Source organism: Brunnivagina elsteri CCALA 953 (assembly GCF_002289455.1).
Taxonomy (GTDB): Bacteria; Cyanobacteriota; Cyanobacteriia; order Cyanobacteriales; family Nostocaceae; genus Brunnivagina; species Brunnivagina elsteri.
Genome location: NZ_NTFS01000116.1, coordinates 1 through 16,008, shown reverse-complemented (window position 1 = coordinate 16,008; position 16,008 = coordinate 1). Strand labels below are relative to the sequence as shown.

Genomic DNA, 16,008 nt, shown 5'->3' with positions numbered 1-16,008 from the left:
TATCAGAAGACCGCGTTCAACAATTAGAAAAACTCGGTTTTACCGAACCCACAAATATTCAAGCACAAGCGATTCCCTATTTATTGAATGGGCGTGACGTTGTTGGGCAATCACAAACAGGAACAGGTAAAACGGCTGCTTTTTCCCTACCAATCTTAGACAGACTAGATGTCAGAAACCGTGCCGTACAAGCTTTGGTATTAGCACCAACCCGCGAACTTGCTATCCAAGTTCACGATGCCGTTGCCACCTTCGTTGGTGAAACCGGAATACGGACTGTCGCAATTTACGGTGGACAATCCATTGAGCGGCAAATAATGCAACTCAAACGTGGTGTACATGTGGTTGTTGGTACACCTGGACGTGTAATTGATTTACTCGATCGCGGTTGTCTCAAACTAGATGCTGTCCGTTGGTTTGTCTTGGATGAAGCTGATGAAATGTTGAGCATGGGTTTTATCGATGATGTCGAGAAAATTCTCTCCCAAGCTCCTACAGAACGCCAAACAGCGCTATTTTCGGCAACAATGCCACCAACAATTCGCCAATTGGTCAACAAGTTTTTAAATGACCCTGTAACCGTTACAGTTCAACAACCCAAAGCTGCCCCCACCAAAATCAACCAACTAGCTTACGTTGTTCCCCGCAACTGGAGCAAAGCTAGAGCATTGCAACCGATTTTGGAAATGGAAGACCCCGAATCGGCGTTGATTTTCGTCCGTACTCGTCGAACTGCTGCCGAACTTACCAACCAGTTACAATCGGCTGGTCATAGTGTTGATGAATACCACGGTGACTTATCACAACAAGCGAGAGAACGTTTATTAGGTCGTTTCCGCAATCGCCAAGTGCGTTGGGTGGTAGCAACTGATATTGCAGCTCGTGGTTTGGATGTTGACCAGTTATCCCATGTAATTAACTTTGATTTACCCGATAGCGCCGAAACCTACGTTCACCGAATTGGTAGAACTGGACGTGCAGGGGCAGAAGGAACAGCAATTTCCTTAGTGCAACCATTTGAGCGTCGCAAACAACAAGCTTTCGAGCGTCACGTTCGTCAATCTTGGCAAATTGTGCCAATTCCCACCAGGGCACAAATCGAAGCCCAACACATTCAAAAATTGCAGGTACAAGTACGGGAAGCTTTGACTGGTGAGCGTTTAGCTTCATTTTTGCCAATTGTGCGCGAACTCAGCGAAGAATATGATGCCCATGCGATCGCAGCAGCAGCATTACAGTTAGCTTACGACCAAACCCGTCCAGCTTGGTTACAAGGTGAGGATGCACCCGAAGAGGATTCCTCTCCCAAGCCCAAACTTCGCGGTGGTGAAGGAGGACGTGGTGGTTCCCGTCGCGACTATGGCGATCGCGGTTCCCGTCGTTCTTGGTCATCCGACTCGGAACGTGGTGAAGGTGGACGCGGTGGTTCTGGAAAACCCAAGTTACGTGGTGGTTCACCAACAACAAATACCCGTCGTGAATCTTCGGCAACACCTGTGAAGAAGTATGGCTCCACTAGCACTGCTCAAGAGTAAGTAAAAGAAATGCTACGTATATTTCTAAGTAGCATTTTCCCAGCCAATAATTAAAGGGTGTGCAAAAATAAGGCGACTCGCCGATTAGCACAAGTAACTACAAAGGATAGACTGCTGTATTTTATACAGGATTATTTGATGCAGAATAGCATGTCAAGGATTTTTTTCTATCCTTGCTATTGTCAATAGTTGCCTTGTACACCCTTAACCCTATTATTTTTAAGTAAAGATATCGTCCAAAATTAAGGTAAATTATCGGGGTCCATACCTTGCGATGTCTAGCGACAAGCCGCTTCGCGTCTACGTAAATATTCTGCTAGTTTTTCGGCTCGTTCTTGTTGTATATCAGCTCGTTGACGTTCGTATTGCAATTGTTCGGCTAATTCCGTCGGGATTAATAATTTTTCTCCCGTATCCGTACGATAAAGTCCTAATAATTGCCCTTCAACGCTTATCCCCAGTCCTAAAGCTTGACATTGACCATCGGTAATTAGCTGATAAATATCATTTTGCAAGCGATATCCCCGCAACTTTTCAACTATCCATTCTCCTTTGGGGTCAAATAGCCAGTATTCTAAAACACCTAATTGTTCGTAAAGAGTTTTCTTATGTTCTTGGTCTTGGTTTTGAGTTCCTTTCGAGGTCACTCCATTCATGGAAAAGAAAAAGAAAAAAATCGTTGTTCAAGCCTCTTCTTTAAAGAAGAGGTTAATCTAAAATCGCAAATCCAAAATCCAAAATCGAGTGACGATATTGGCAAAAACATTTTCCCGCTAAGAATGCAGCTTCCCAAGGCAAATTTAAACGACGGAAAAACCGTAGAGGTAATGCAGTTTCTAGTTCTTCAATCCTCTGAAACCCAATTGATACTTCGGCATAGATAATTGGATTGATGTTGAGTGTGGTTTGTTCGGCACATTCGGAAAGTCTATTAGCTGACCATTCAAACCAATTGACATCTTCTGTAACAATATCCAAAACTACATTACTGTCAACTAATACATCTTTCATGCATCTTGTCTAGTAAGTTGCATAATTTCTTCCGTGGTCATTTTGACAGTTGCTTTACCTTGCATTGCAGCAATTAACTGCTTACCTGGGTTAGCTGCGATCGCAAAGCGACTCCCACGGAGTATCGCAATTTTTTTTAGGTACAAAGCATCTCCAACCACTTCAAATTCCACATCTGTATTCGGTAGAAAACCTAGTTTTTCGCGGATTTCTACATGAATAGTCACCTGTCCTTTGGATGTAATTTTCATCGTTTAGATATAAAAATAATAATATTCTTACGTAAAGGCATGGAAATTTTATGGAAACAAATCAGCATCTTTAAATGCCTTTCCAGCTTGGTCTTTTGCCGATAATATTGGTGATGTGGAAATTTTCCAGTCTATAGCTAAATCTGGGTCATTCCAGAGAATAGTGCGATCGCTACCTGGTGCGTAGTAATCTGTAGTTTTGTAGAGAACTTCGGCAACTTCTGAAATTACAACAAAACCGTGGGCAAAACCTGCGGGTATCCATAGTTGCCGTTTGTTCTCAGCACTGAGTTCGTAACCAACCCATTGTCCAAATGTGGGGGAATTTTGGCGAATATCCACTGCCACATCAAAAATGCTACCAGTGACAGCACGGACTAATTTTCCCTGGGGTTGGATAATTTGGTAATGGAGTCCTCGCAGTACGTTATGTTTCGATAGGGATTGATTGTCTTGGACAAAATTGATACTTAAACCAGTTTTTTCGGTAAATTTCTGGTGATTGTAGGATTCAAAGAAAAAACCGCGATCGTCTTGGAAGACTTGGGGTTCAATAAGAAGAATATCGGCGATTTTTGTAGGGATAATGTTCATGAGATTTATTTCAGTTTTTTTTGTATTGATTTGGTCTATTTCAACTCAAAATTAGAATTCTCTTTTGACAAATTAGGATTGTAATAGGGGTCATAATTTAAACCCTGTAAATAATTTTTCCACTTATTATTTAATTTTTCCCACTCTCCTGGTTTTAACCCTTCTCCCCTACTTACAGATTCGTAATGAATCAATTCTACAGAAGGAATCACAACATTGCGATACCCAGCTTGATGGGCTTTGAGACACAAATCTACATCATTATAATTGAGGGGGAAATCTTCATCCATTCCCCCCAATTCTTCAAATACTTGTTTCCGCATCATCAAGCAAGCACCAGTTACTCCTAAGTAGTTGCGAGTGACAATATTCGAGCAAAAATAACCAGGATGGTCTTTTTCACAACCATAAAATACATGACCGGGATTACCATTAAGAATAGTTACTCCAGCATGTTGTATTTTACCGTTAGGGAATAAGAGTTTGGCTCCTACGGCTGCGATTTCTTTTTGTTGAGATAGTTCCAACATTTGTTCTAGCCAATTCGGAGTAATTACTTCTGTATCATCATTTAATAATACCAAGTATTCTCCTTTTGCCTGTGTTACTCCTAAATTAATTCGTTCTGAAAAGTTAAATTGATTGCCACATCTAACTAAGTTAATATTTTCAGCAGCGATATTTTTTAAAATATTTTCAGGAATATCGTAGCCATCAACTACAATAATTTCAAAATTACGATAATTACTGATTGTTTCTATACTGTGAATACAGTTTTCTAGAAGACATAAATCACCATCAGGGGTATCAATAGTTTTGGCAGCACTAGGAATAATAATGCTAATTAAAGGTTGTCCTTGGATATTGCGTCTAACTTGCCAAAAACCAGCCCTTTCTGTTTTTTCCACATATCCAGGATAGGAACTGCGGCTTAACATATCTTCTAAAGCTCTCTGTGCGGCAATGTAAGCCCACGGTTTAGCTTCTTCTCCCGATGTTACGGATGAGGGAATAATGCGCCAATGATAGAGAATTTTGGGGATATGGTGGATATTTTGAGTTTTTTCCACAACTCTCAACACTAAATCGTAGTCTTGAGAACCGTCATATTCACTACGAAAACCGCCGATTTCTTTGATGATATTAGTACGATATACACCTAAATGGCAGGTATACATGCAAGAATGGAAATATTCCGGCGACCAATCGGGTTTAAAAAATGGATCGCTACGTTTACCTTTAATATCAATTTTATCTTCGTCGCTGTAAATAAAATCAGCTTCTGGGTGTTGATTGATTAATTTAGCATTTTCAAATAGAGCATTAATAGCTAATTCATCATCATTGTCTAAAAGTGCAATATAATCACCAGTTGCTATTTCTAAAGCTGAATTGGAAGCGGCTGAAATATTGGCATTTTCTGTTCTAAATACAACTTTAATCCGTTCATCTAATTGACTATAGCGAGTGAGGATTTCTCGAATATGGGGAGATGGCGAAGCATCGTCGGCAATGCATAATTCCCAGTATGGGTATATCTGATTTATAACCGATTTAATTGCTTTTTCTAACCATTGTGCCTCTACATTGTAGACGGGCATAATAATGGAAAATCTTGGCTTGAGTTTCCATTTTGAGATTTCTTGTTTGTGGTATGCGATGTCTATTTTTCTTAAATGCTTATCTGCAATCCATTCTTGGTAGCTAACTTCATTTTTGAATTTCGATTTAATACTATTTTTTATGAAATCTATTAGTCCTTTGGTTCCCCTCTCACTATTAATCTGCTTTACTTTTTCAATTTTTTGTTTAAAAAATAAAATCATATCTAACACAAATATGTTTACCTAGCGCTATTTATCTTATCACCTCGTTCTTGCATCCAAGAATCATTAATCTTGATGCCAATTCTTTTTTTTAAATTAAGCCAAGCAACTCTAATTTTCCACAATTTGCTTGTTTCCATTGCTAAAATCATCACTTTTAGCTGATTTAATTCAACTAATTCTTTTTGTAAAGTCTCGATGCTTTGCTCCATTAATTCTTTTTGATAGATACTTAGATCCGATTTCAATAAATAGGCTTGGAAAATTTCTTCAGGGCTTATTTCTAGTGTGATATCATAGTTTATTTCGCAATTCTGAATTTTTGCATACTCATTAAGGTAATTTTGTGCCATTTCTTCATAGCAAACAATAGGAAAATTTTGTACTTTTGTGAGAACCTTGGTGATTTCGGCAGGATTTTTCTGTAAATAAATTAAGATGTTGAGAAAATCATCAGCAGAAGTTGAGTTGCAAACCCATCCAGCACCAAATTCTTTGACGCGATCGCTTGCTGCATTAACTGAAGTGACAATTACTGGAACCCCGTGGGATAATACTTCATCTACTGTTAGACAATAAGTTTCTGCCCAAATATTGGGAAATATTGCAATATCAATATTTTCAAGGAGAAAACCTAATTCCTCCCGATTATAAGCATTCCGTATTCTCACATTTTTAATATGCTCTGGCAACGGTAGATTAAATCTACCAATAATTTCAAATGAGAATGAATTAACAAACTCTTGCTGACAAGATATTTTATCAACTAAATCAATAAATAGCTTTGCACCTTTAGCTATATTAATTGAGCCAACTAAAGCAACTCTTAATGTCTGATTTTTTTTATTTACATGAAGTTTATCATTGTAACTTATTTTTGTTATTTGCTGGTTCGCTTGACTAATGATGCCGTGACGAATGACTTTAGATTTTTCTTGAAGATTTAATTGTGGATACTCACGCTCGAAATAAGATATTGCTGTTTTTGATGGTGCGATAATTAAGGTTGCACCAGCGAGTAAATTCTGACATAATATTGACCATTGGTACTTTAATTCTTCACCTTGATTGAATATTTTTTGGATGCAAACTTGACAGCTTTCCGCCGTTTTATGCTCGAAACAAAACTTTTCTTGATAATCAATTAAATTGTAGTTAGGACAGATTAAATAATAGTCATGTAGGGATAAAATATAGGGTATATCAACTTTTTGAAGTGCTGCGATCGCATCGGCTAATGGTAAACCAATTAGGTGATGAATATGTATAAGTTTAGGTTGGAAGTATTGAAGTATCCCAACCATTAAGCGTAAAAAATGTCTCTCATGATGAAAGTATTGTTGGCGATATTTTTCTTGGAACTCACAAGGAAATTTAAAATTTATTTTTTGCTGCTGGTAATAAATATCAAATTCGATTAGACTACTATTTTGATTGAAAAATAAAGTATAAATAGGTCTTGTTTTTGAGATATTTGATATTAAAGCTGCACAATGATATTCTGTACCACCGAGATGATTATTGATTGGTTCATCAATGCTATTATGGAGAATAAAACAAAGAGGAGATAGTCTCTTAAAATTGTCAATTTTTAGTTGCAGTTCTATATTATCGATAATATCTTTAAATGGATTAGCTTGAATTAGAGAATGTACTTCTGGGAAATATCTTGGATGTAATCGAGCTAAAACTTTACTATTATCTTCGATTAACTTCTGCTTTTCTGCCTTAAATGATTTACTCCCAGCGTGGTAAACAAAAGTCGCATCGTCAATAATATGAAAGTAACCCCGTTTGGTAGCTCTACAGCAGAAGTCGTTTTCTTCTCCGTAACCCCGACCAAAATTTTCGGCATCAAAGTAACCAACTTCATCTAATACTTTACGCTTAATATACATGCAGAATCCCACTGCTGTGGGAATATGAGGGTACTTGCGTAAGGAAACCTTTTCAATCAATTGGGCAAAGCTTAATATAGTTTGCCCTTCAGGAATATCGTTATATTCAAGCCAATTAGGAACAGAACAAACTGTTCCATTGTTTGTCAGAGGGGTAACTGTGGCAACATAAGGGCTAGAATATGCTGCATGAGTTAATTTTTCTAACCATTGAGGAGTAACTATTGTATCGCTATTCAGCAATATAACATCTGTTTCACGATCTGATTCTCCAAATGCTCGATTACAGGTCTGAACAAAGCCTAAATTTTCTTGATTTTGCAGCATTTGAATATGGGTATATTCCAATGCAAACTTTTTTATTAATTCAAAAATTCTTGGATCGGAACTGGCATCATTAACTAGTAAAATTTTGTGCTGCTTATCTGTATATTTTAAAACAGATTCAATACATTGATTGGTATCTTCATAAGCGTTATATATCGGTATGATAATAGTTACTGTAGGATGCATAGCTGTATCTAGCCTTTAAAATATTTAATTTCGGGATTTAGTTGGTAGATGTAAGGAATAAAATTATCCGAACATTATTTTGAAAAGAAAACAGTTTATATCAATCAATTCCTCTTGAAGAACCTGAGCTTAATGATTAATTATTTTTTTCTCTGCAATGACTGCCATAAAGCAAGGTTTAATAATTTTTAATTTTGTAAGTATCACTTCTAGGTAGTACACAATTTGTATTCTTAGCTTATTAATAAGCTTTGTCTGGTCAATATTTTGGGCTATTCCTTCAAATATTGGATATGTTAAACCTCCATGAAAAACAATTTTAATAGGCTGAAAATACTTTTCAAATTGCTTTAATAGTTCTTGGGAATTACAAGCTTCAGATGGATCGAATTCGTTTGGTGAATGTTGAATCCAAAATCCTTTAACTTTGCCCATATGGGTTGTTCTTATAGATTTTGATGGAAAAAGCAAGAACAGTAAAATAGCTGCGAAAATATGATTAATTCGAGGTATCTGTAAGTACTCAAGACCAATCCATTCATAAAGATATATCAATCCACCATCAGTAAGAGCTTTGTGTGCTTGATAAAATGTATTACCAAGATTGTAAATATGATGAATGCCGTGGCAACCAACTATTAAATCATAACAGTCTCTTTCTAGTACTAAATTATTGCAGTCTATAACATGAGGAGTAAAGCTTATATTCTCATCTGGTGTATACCTAGCCAGTGAGATATCGCTCAAGTCAAATCCGTCCACTTGTTGAAATTTTACAATACTATTATCTTCAAAAAAACCTCTTTCTGCTTGCATATCTCCACAGACGATAGCAGTTCCTTTCAGATTATTTAATCTCTCTGCTGGTAATCTTTGAACTAATAAATGATGAATTAGAGAAACGCTAGATTCTTCACCTGAAAATGATTTGGCTAACTTTCTGCCGAAGAAGGATATGGAACACCACGCAACGTCTCTTACCTGGTTAATATCTATTTCATTCCATGTTTGTTTGGCTTTGTCTATGATACTATTATTCATGTATTCCTTGTATTTTTTGAATGTATCGACGATTCCATTTATAATAACTTCTAGTTGTGTGGACTATGAATTTTCTGGCATTTTCTAATCATTTGCCAGACTGAGATAATTTTTTATCTTGAACCAAATTTTTCTCATTTGCCAAAATTTGCTTGTTTCCATCGCTGTGACTCGACTCCGCAGATTTTCTAGTTCTACCTGTGGTTGAAATTGCGATCGCTCGAATTCAGCTTGTGTTTGTTGCAATTGGGATTGCGATCGCTCTAGTTCAGCTTGTGTTTGTTGAAGTTGGGATTGCGATCGCTCTAGTTCAGCTTGTGTTTGTTGCAGTTGGGATTGCGATCGCTCTAGTTCAGCTTGTGTTTGTTGCAGTTGTGATTGCGATCGCTCGAATTCAGCTTGTGTTTGTTGAAGTTGGGATTGGGAATATTCTAGTTGAGATTGGGTATAGGATAAAGCTTTCTCTTGTTGATGCCAACTATATTCAAACGATTTGAATATATCGTCTGATTTGTCAATATATAAAGAATCAACAATTTGCTCTTTTGCTCGATCTTCATTGGAGCAAACTGCAATAAAATATAGTGGGGATTTGAGGGTACAAACTTTTCGCTCTAAATTATGAATATCCCCTGTATAAGATTTTTGCGTATCGCGAACGCTATTTTCTAGGGTATATATAAACGAACTTGTCCCTAGTCTCTGTCCGTAGATATGATAATATTTAAAATAGCAATCGAGTAACTCCAAAAAATCATTATAATATAACTCTTTTATGTGAAAAGGGTTTGAATAGTTTGCTTCATCTGAGTAAGTTAAGCGATTTGGAGAAGAAACAATTAATATTCCATTTGGTTTTAATACCCTTTTTATTTCTTGCATCATTTCTTTATGCTTATCGTGATGCTCGATGGTTTCAAAAGAGGTTACAACATCTACTGAATTGTCTGGTAAAGGTATTGAGTCACAAGAACCAGTGAAAAATTTTAAGTTTTGCCGATCGCGGTATTGTGCTTCTGCGTATTCTATAGAAGCAATATCGATATCTACACCAATAACTGATTTAGCAACTTTTGCTAATAGTGCTGAACCATAACCTTCACCGGAAGCTATGTCTAAAACTGATTTACCAGTAACAAACTCTAGAGAAATTGCATAGCGATGCAAATGCTCATATTTAATAGCTCCATTAAGTGAAGGAATATATCTTTCACCCGTAAATTCCATATATTTATATATACCTTATTTGAGTGATTTTACTGCTACCAAAGCTTGAGCGGTTGGGTACTCGATCGAAAATAATCGACATTCTTGAAAACCTGACTGAATTACATCTTTCCATGCATCGCAACCATATTCAGTATAAACAAGGAAATCAGGTAAATTATCACCCAAACCATGATAGCTGGGTGGCATACCAACCCTTGAAGTTGTCAATCTATCCACAATTATGGGTATGGTAAAAGCACAATACCCTCCAGGTTTTAAAATACGATGACATTCCGATAAAGCTTTTACCGGATGTTGAATATGTTCTAAAACATCAGAATGGATGACTAAATCAAAAGACATATCCACAAATTTGGTATTCATCATATCTATTTCTGGATATGTCTTTAGCTGGTGACCTGGTAATTTACTTAAAAATTGTGTTAAGCTTCCGGCTGTGTTTATTTCCAAAATTTCTAAATTTTGGATTTTTTCTTCATTGATAAAATCCTTGAATATACCTGTAAAGCCAAAGCATTTCATAATTGACATGGCTAATACCATCGAGCGCATGTTGGAATAACAGTCTTGACAGTGAAAACCTTGTTGTCGATTTATGTAATCAACCTCATATTGGGAAATACGCCATTCATCAATTAATTCCTGCCATAGAACATTTTGATGATGTATTTTACTGGAACCGCAACAATTACAATTCATTAGATTGATTAAATATTATTTAATATTATTTAATTTTAATAATTCCTGGGGAATAGCTGTATCGATTGTGTGGGAAACTTGTATTTCTGTCAATCGAATCATTCCGAATGTCAGGTCAGTGACTCCAGATTTTAGAGCAATTGGAGACTGTATCCAATCGAGCATTTCATTGTTGTCTTGACTACCGTCTGCGATCGCAGGTTCCAAGGAGTATGTATCATTCTTTATATGAGGCCATATGATTTTAAAACTAACGTTAATAATTTGTCCTTGTTCAAATGCAGGTAATTTGTATTTATACTGAGAAGTATTCCAACCTGCAATATCTACACGCAAGCGATCGAACATCATAATCCCAAAAATTGGTTTTTCCACTCTGTCATGACTAATTATCTTTGTGTGTAAAATCAAAGTCTCACCAGGCATTATGAATCCGTTTTTTTGCCCTTTGATATCCTGTATTTCTAAGCTGAGAATTTCACAGCGTCCTGTCCCAAATCGCTTGGCATTTGCAAAGGCTAAGAAGTTATCACCTGTAAAAGAATTTTTCTTAATATTTTCTGTTTTTTTATCTCCTTGAATTGTTGAATTCAAATCAATTTCTGGTATAGTTTTGGGGTGACTCTCTAAATCTTGAGAATTATTTACTTTCTTTCTAATACCATCATTGATGCGATCGTACATCCACGCTTGATATGTTTTGCTCACATCAACAGGACTACCTTGTTCTACTACTCGACCGTTACTTAACCAATAACAATTAGAGCAAAGACGATTGACCGAGCCAAGGTCATGGGAAACAAATAAAATAGTCCCGTTAGTCTCTTGAAATTCTTTTATTTTTGCCATGCAGCGATGGACAAATACACCATCACCAACAGATAAAGCTTCATCTACTATCAAAATTTCCGGTTCGACATTAATTGCTACAGCAAAAGCCAAACGCACAAACATCCCGCTTGAATATGTCTTGACAGGTTCATCAATAAAATCGCCAATATCAGCAAATGAAGCTATTTCATCAAACTTGTCTTCTATTTCTTTTTGGCTTAACCCTAAAATCCGACCATTAAAAAATACGTTTTGTCTTCCCGTAAATTCTGGATTAAAACCACTACCTAATTCTAATAAAGCTGAAACTCGACCATTTACTTGTACTTCCCCCGTAGTTGGTGTTAGGGTTCCAGCAATAATTTGTAGTAGCGTGCTTTTTCCCGAACCATTACGTCCAACAATTCCAACTGTTTGTCCTCGCGGAATTTCAAGTTCGATATCTCGGAGTGCCCAAAATTCATCACACCGACTTTTTCCCGGTAGCAAAATCTCTTTAAGCCTATCTACAGGACGGTTGTACCGTTTAAAGCACTTGGAAACATTTTTGAGTGAAATAGCAATTTCTTCTCCCATATCTTTAACATTAATCCTCAAACTCTCACACCAGTCTAGAACACCAAATTTATAGTTATATATTCTATTTATTAATAGAACTATAGTTATTCATGAGTTATTCATTGTTTGTTATTACACCAATAACCTAACGATTCCCGAACAATCCTAATGTAATTTCATGACGATCGCAGTTTTCCATATCACAATATCTGACAAATATAATACAGATTGTAAGCCGATCGCACTCTTAAACCAAGGTATCTGGGTTGATATTTGAACAGGAGCAAACTATAAAGGTTATAAAACATCCGCAAAAGCTGGACGTAACCTACGATAGCACCACAAACCAATACAGAAGATGACAAGGGCAATTAACGAACTAACACCCCATTCACCCCAATGTGTCACCTCTCCGTTGATAATTAGGTCACGGTAAACCTCAACGATCGCAGTTAAGGGATTTAACCAGAATATCCAATTTCGCCACCCTTCGGGAATGGAGGTAGCTGGATAAATAATTGGTGTCATGTACATCCAAATATTTAACAATACACAAATTGTCTGGGGAATATCCCGGAGAAAAACAGTAACACCTGCTGCTAAGTAACCCAATCCTGCGGTCAATAATAGCTGTGGTAGCCAAATTAGGGGTAAAAGCGCCAAGGTTGGGTGTAAGGTGTGGGAAGTGAAGGCAACAAACACAATTAATACGATTAAGCCAAAGGCACTTTCGATGAAAGCTGAGACAATTGGCACAAGTGGTAGTAATCCCAGGGGGAAAACGACTTTTTTGACCAAATTTGGCTGTCCGACTATTGAGGTTGCTGATTGAATTAAACCACCGCTAAAGGCAATCCAGGGTAAAAGTCCAGCGAATAACCACAAACCAAAGGTAAAGTTATTTTCTGGTAAACCTTTGAGGGTTAGTTTGACTTTGAGGACGAAGGAAAAGACGTAAGTGTAGATTAGCAGTTGTGCTATTTGGTTGAGCAGGGGCCAGAGATTGCCCAGTACAGAGCCTTTGTAACGTGCTTCTAAGTCTCGCCTTACCATCGTTCTGAGCAAATCGAACTTTGCCCATGCTTTGTCGCTAATTGGCAGAAAGCGTTTTAATTTTACCGCTTTTTTTGCAGTTCCCTTGAATACGTTTAACAATTTATATTCCTCACAACCTACACACACACCTTATGAGCTTAATGAAGCTAGCAACCTCAAAAAGTTTCTTTGCTATGAATTTACAGTTACTTCAAGCCCAGATATATTAATATATATCCGGACTGGAAAGAATTTGTTGCGCGGTCAAATTTAAATTGGGAAAAAGTAGGGATTGAATAGGGGTGAGAGCTTTTTAAAATTTGCACTCAAAAGAAAGGAATTTTCAGTTTCAATCAATTAAACCACTGCTTAATCCCTGTTCAAACTCATCAATGGCTTGGAGTGAATATGAAATTGAGATGCATCGCTCTAGTAAAGAAATATCCAATTGTGGCAGTATCTCGCTTTTTGTAATTTGCTCGTACCCATAAGTATCGGGATAAACTGTGGCTTTGTCATTCTGGGAGTTGTCCCGTAGGTGGTATAACTTAAACTCGTTTCTCTCCCAAAACCAAACTTCTGTGACTCCTAGTCTTCGGTAGATTTCCAGTTTACTTAGGTTGCTACTGGTGACAACAACTTCTATGGCTAAGTCTGGTATACTTTTCTCTTCACCTATGCAGTAACATTCATCTGGTTCCGCACCTGCTTTTTTTGCCTTGTTTCTAAAAGTAAAACTTCCCATAGGTATAAAACGAATACGCTTGCTGTAAAAAAAGCGCTCCAACAGCATCCCCAAATTCGTTTTTATTTTTTCATGCCTAATTGACGGTGACACAATCTCTAATATTCCATCTAAATAAGTGACGCGGTAGTGTGGGTTATCTTCGAGTTTGGTTAACAAAGCTTCGTAATTTTCCCAACTTACACCACTGCGAATAAATATTTCCTCTGGGTCGTCATTATGACCCATCTCTGGTTCGTCAATTAGCTCCTTAAGACTGCTAACCATTTTTGTTTCTCCCAATTTTCGGCTGGTTTTCTTTGTTTCAGCAGTGATTAAATTACACTATCTGGGTTAATTCCCAATGATGTCTGACGACAAACTGCTTCGCATTTACGCAATTGTTCTTCTAAACGCTGCGATCGCAGTTCGGCTCGCTCGGCTTGTTGTTGTATCTGTTGTACTTATTCTTGAGCCTGTTGTACCTGTTGTTGTTCTAACTGTTGCGCTGTAAGAAACATCGGCATATACCTGCTGACTCATGGATTTTATTTTAGTCTTAATTTTAGGCTCTAATAATCTTTAAAGGAATTACGGGATAGTACCAGATTCGGCTAAACTTAATCTTGGTTTGTTGCGTTATTTTAAGTTAGGCATGGAAATCGGACAGAGAGTAAAGATACTTCGTTTGCGCGATCGCGTTTCTGCGGCTATTGCCAAAAGGTTGGGTCAAACTGGCATCATCCAAGGTTATAAAATGACTGATGGTGGTGGTTTTGGTTTTGTTGTTTTGTTTGATGATAATTTCTCTACTTGGTTTTTTGACGACGAAATCAAAGCTGTGTAGAAGTAAAGTCAGGGGTGCTGAGTGGCAAAATAGAGATTGGAGTCAGAAATCAAAAGGATAAACCAAAATTTATTCTCCTTTTCGAGATAACTCACCAAGTTGTCTCTACCTAATTCCTAACTCCGTCTCTGCTTCAGCACTTGCAACTCCAATCTCGACACTATATTAAAGAAGAAATATAGAGAAGAAGTATAGGGATATTTAGTAATGGCGTTGATATTAACATTTTTAGGAAAAAACGGTACTGCCCGGACGAAAATTGCGATCGCATCTGCAATGAAGCTGGCAAGGGAGGGAAAACGTGTCCTTTTAGCGGGAAGTGCGGAACCTGCGATGCAAATCCTTTTGAATACCACACTAAGTGCCGATGCTCAAGAGATTTCACCCAATTTATATGCGGTACAATTCCAAGCCGCAGTTTTATTAGAACGCAGTTGGGATGAGGTTAAAAAGTTAGAAGCGCAGTATCTTAAAACACCTATTCTCAAGGATGTATACGGTCAAGAACTCGCTGTTTTACCTGGGATGGATACGGCATTGGCTTTGAATGCTATCCGTCAATATGAGGAAAGCGGTAAATATGATGCCATTATTTATGATGGGACAGGTGACACCACCACATTACGGATGTTGGGAATGCCTGAATCTCTAAGTTGGTATGTACGACGTTTTCGCCAACTTTTTGTAAATTCGGATTTGGGTAAAGGCATTTCCGAATCACCTTTTATTCAACCCTTAGTTAGCACCTTTTTTAATGTTAACTGGACGGCAGATAATTTTTCCCAGCCCACCAATATGGCAAATAATATGCTCGATCGGGGTAAAGAAGCTTTAGCGAACCCCAAGAGAGTAGCAGCCTTTTTGGTGACTGCTGACGACCAAATCGAGATTGCCACAGCTCGTTATCTTTGGGGTAGCGCTCAACAAGTCGGGTTAACAATCGGTGGCGTGATACTTGAAAGCGCGATCGCAGACGCAAATCTCAGCGAACAATTTGCACCGTTACCAATTAGTACAGTGGTTGGTACAAATTCTGCGATCGCAAGTTCGGAAGAATGGCAAAAAATCATTGATGGTTTACCTGATTTTGTCACCCAAGCAAGTCAAGCACCACGACCAATTGAAATTGATGTTAATGCCCGTCAGGTACGCTTGTTTTTGCCAGGATTTGATAAAAAACAAGTCAAGCTTACCCAATATGGTCCTGAAGTTACGATCGAAGCAGGAGACCAACGGCGTAATATCTTACTACCCCCAGCATTGAGTGGTAAACAAGTAACTGGCGCGAAGTTTCAGAATGGTTATTTGATAATCTCATTTTAGGGAATTGGGCATAGAGAACTGGCTTAAATATTTGAAAAGGTAAATTCGTGCCAGATTTAATTTATTAATGCCCCTTGCCCACTGCCCTTTGC

Annotated in this window: 16 protein-coding genes; 3 read left to right on the top strand and 13 right to left on the bottom strand. The window is 37.5% G+C overall.

Annotated features, from left to right (window positions below; all coding sequences use genetic code 11):
• Window positions 1-1,535, top strand: a 1,535-nt coding sequence (locus CK510_RS12415; RefSeq protein WP_095722003.1) for a DEAD/DEAH box helicase, incomplete at its 5' end; no start/stop codon positions are given.
• A gap of 278 nt (window positions 1,536-1,813) precedes the next feature.
• Here the strand turns inward: CK510_RS12415 and CK510_RS12410 are convergent.
• The 13 genes from CK510_RS12410 to CK510_RS31730 form a co-directional block, all read right to left on the bottom strand.
• A complete protein-coding gene (locus CK510_RS12410; RefSeq protein WP_342745954.1) occupies window positions 1,814-2,182 on the bottom strand; it encodes a Uma2 family endonuclease in 369 nt (122 codons plus the stop codon).
• Between the two features lie 61 nt (window positions 2,183-2,243).
• Window positions 2,244-2,546 (bottom strand): type II toxin-antitoxin system VapC family toxin, encoded by a 303-nt coding sequence (locus CK510_RS12405; RefSeq protein ID WP_095722001.1) that lies wholly within the window; start codon window positions 2,544-2,546, stop codon window positions 2,244-2,246.
• Complete coding sequence (locus CK510_RS12400) at window positions 2,543-2,797, bottom strand: AbrB/MazE/SpoVT family DNA-binding domain-containing protein (protein WP_095722000.1); 255 nt, start codon at window positions 2,795-2,797, stop codon at window positions 2,543-2,545. The genes CK510_RS12405 and CK510_RS12400 overlap by 4 nt, the downstream gene beginning before the upstream one ends.
• 48 nt (window positions 2,798-2,845) lie before the next feature.
• Complete coding sequence (gene rfbC, locus CK510_RS12395) at window positions 2,846-3,391, bottom strand: dTDP-4-dehydrorhamnose 3,5-epimerase (protein WP_095721999.1); 546 nt, start codon at window positions 3,389-3,391, stop codon at window positions 2,846-2,848.
• 35 nt (window positions 3,392-3,426) lie between these two features.
• Window positions 3,427-5,217, bottom strand: coding sequence for a glycosyltransferase family 2 protein (locus tag CK510_RS12390; RefSeq protein WP_095722005.1), 1,791 nt, complete (start codon window positions 5,215-5,217; stop codon window positions 3,427-3,429).
• 17 nt (window positions 5,218-5,234) lie between these two features.
• Window positions 5,235-7,628, bottom strand: coding sequence for a glycosyltransferase (locus tag CK510_RS12385; protein ID WP_095721998.1), 2,394 nt, complete (start codon window positions 7,626-7,628; stop codon window positions 5,235-5,237).
• A gap of 129 nt (window positions 7,629-7,757) precedes the next feature.
• On the bottom strand, window positions 7,758-8,669 hold the full coding sequence (locus CK510_RS12380) for a class I SAM-dependent methyltransferase (RefSeq protein ID WP_095721997.1): 912 nt from the start codon (window positions 8,667-8,669) through the stop codon (window positions 7,758-7,760).
• A gap of 84 nt (window positions 8,670-8,753) precedes the next feature.
• The gene (locus CK510_RS12375) at window positions 8,754-9,896 is read right to left on the bottom strand and encodes a class I SAM-dependent methyltransferase (RefSeq protein ID WP_095721996.1); all 1,143 of its coding nucleotides are present in this window, start codon (window positions 9,894-9,896) and stop codon (window positions 8,754-8,756) included.
• 15 nt (window positions 9,897-9,911) lie between these two features.
• On the bottom strand, window positions 9,912-10,598 hold the full coding sequence (locus tag CK510_RS12370) for a class I SAM-dependent methyltransferase (protein WP_095721995.1): 687 nt from the start codon (window positions 10,596-10,598) through the stop codon (window positions 9,912-9,914).
• Between the two features lie 15 nt (window positions 10,599-10,613).
• The gene (locus CK510_RS12365; RefSeq protein WP_095721994.1) at window positions 10,614-12,005 is read right to left on the bottom strand and encodes an ABC transporter ATP-binding protein; all 1,392 of its coding nucleotides are present in this window, start codon (window positions 12,003-12,005) and stop codon (window positions 10,614-10,616) included.
• Between the two features lie 279 nt (window positions 12,006-12,284).
• A complete protein-coding gene (locus tag CK510_RS12360; protein ID WP_373695801.1) occupies window positions 12,285-13,040 on the bottom strand; it encodes an ABC transporter permease in 756 nt (251 codons plus the stop codon).
• A gap of 331 nt (window positions 13,041-13,371) precedes the next feature.
• A complete protein-coding gene (locus CK510_RS12355) occupies window positions 13,372-14,034 on the bottom strand; it encodes a Uma2 family endonuclease (RefSeq protein WP_095721992.1) in 663 nt (220 codons plus the stop codon).
• Window positions 14,035-14,139: 105 nt separating this feature from the next.
• A complete protein-coding gene (locus tag CK510_RS31730) occupies window positions 14,140-14,289 on the bottom strand; it encodes a hypothetical protein (RefSeq protein WP_158224895.1) in 150 nt (49 codons plus the stop codon).
• Window positions 14,290-14,401: 112 nt separating this feature from the next.
• On the opposite strand from CK510_RS31730, the gene petP reads away from it, so the two are divergent.
• Entirely contained in the window at window positions 14,402-14,593 is a 192-nt protein-coding gene (gene petP / locus CK510_RS12350) for a cytochrome b6f subunit PetP (protein ID WP_095722004.1), read from the top strand.
• Window positions 14,594-14,800: 207 nt separating this feature from the next.
• Window positions 14,801-15,916 (top strand): Get3/ArsA fold putative tail anchor-mediating ATPase NosAFP, encoded by a 1,116-nt coding sequence (locus tag CK510_RS12345; RefSeq protein WP_095721991.1) that lies wholly within the window; start codon window positions 14,801-14,803, stop codon window positions 15,914-15,916.
• The last annotated feature ends 92 nt before the right edge of the window (window positions 15,917-16,008 follow it).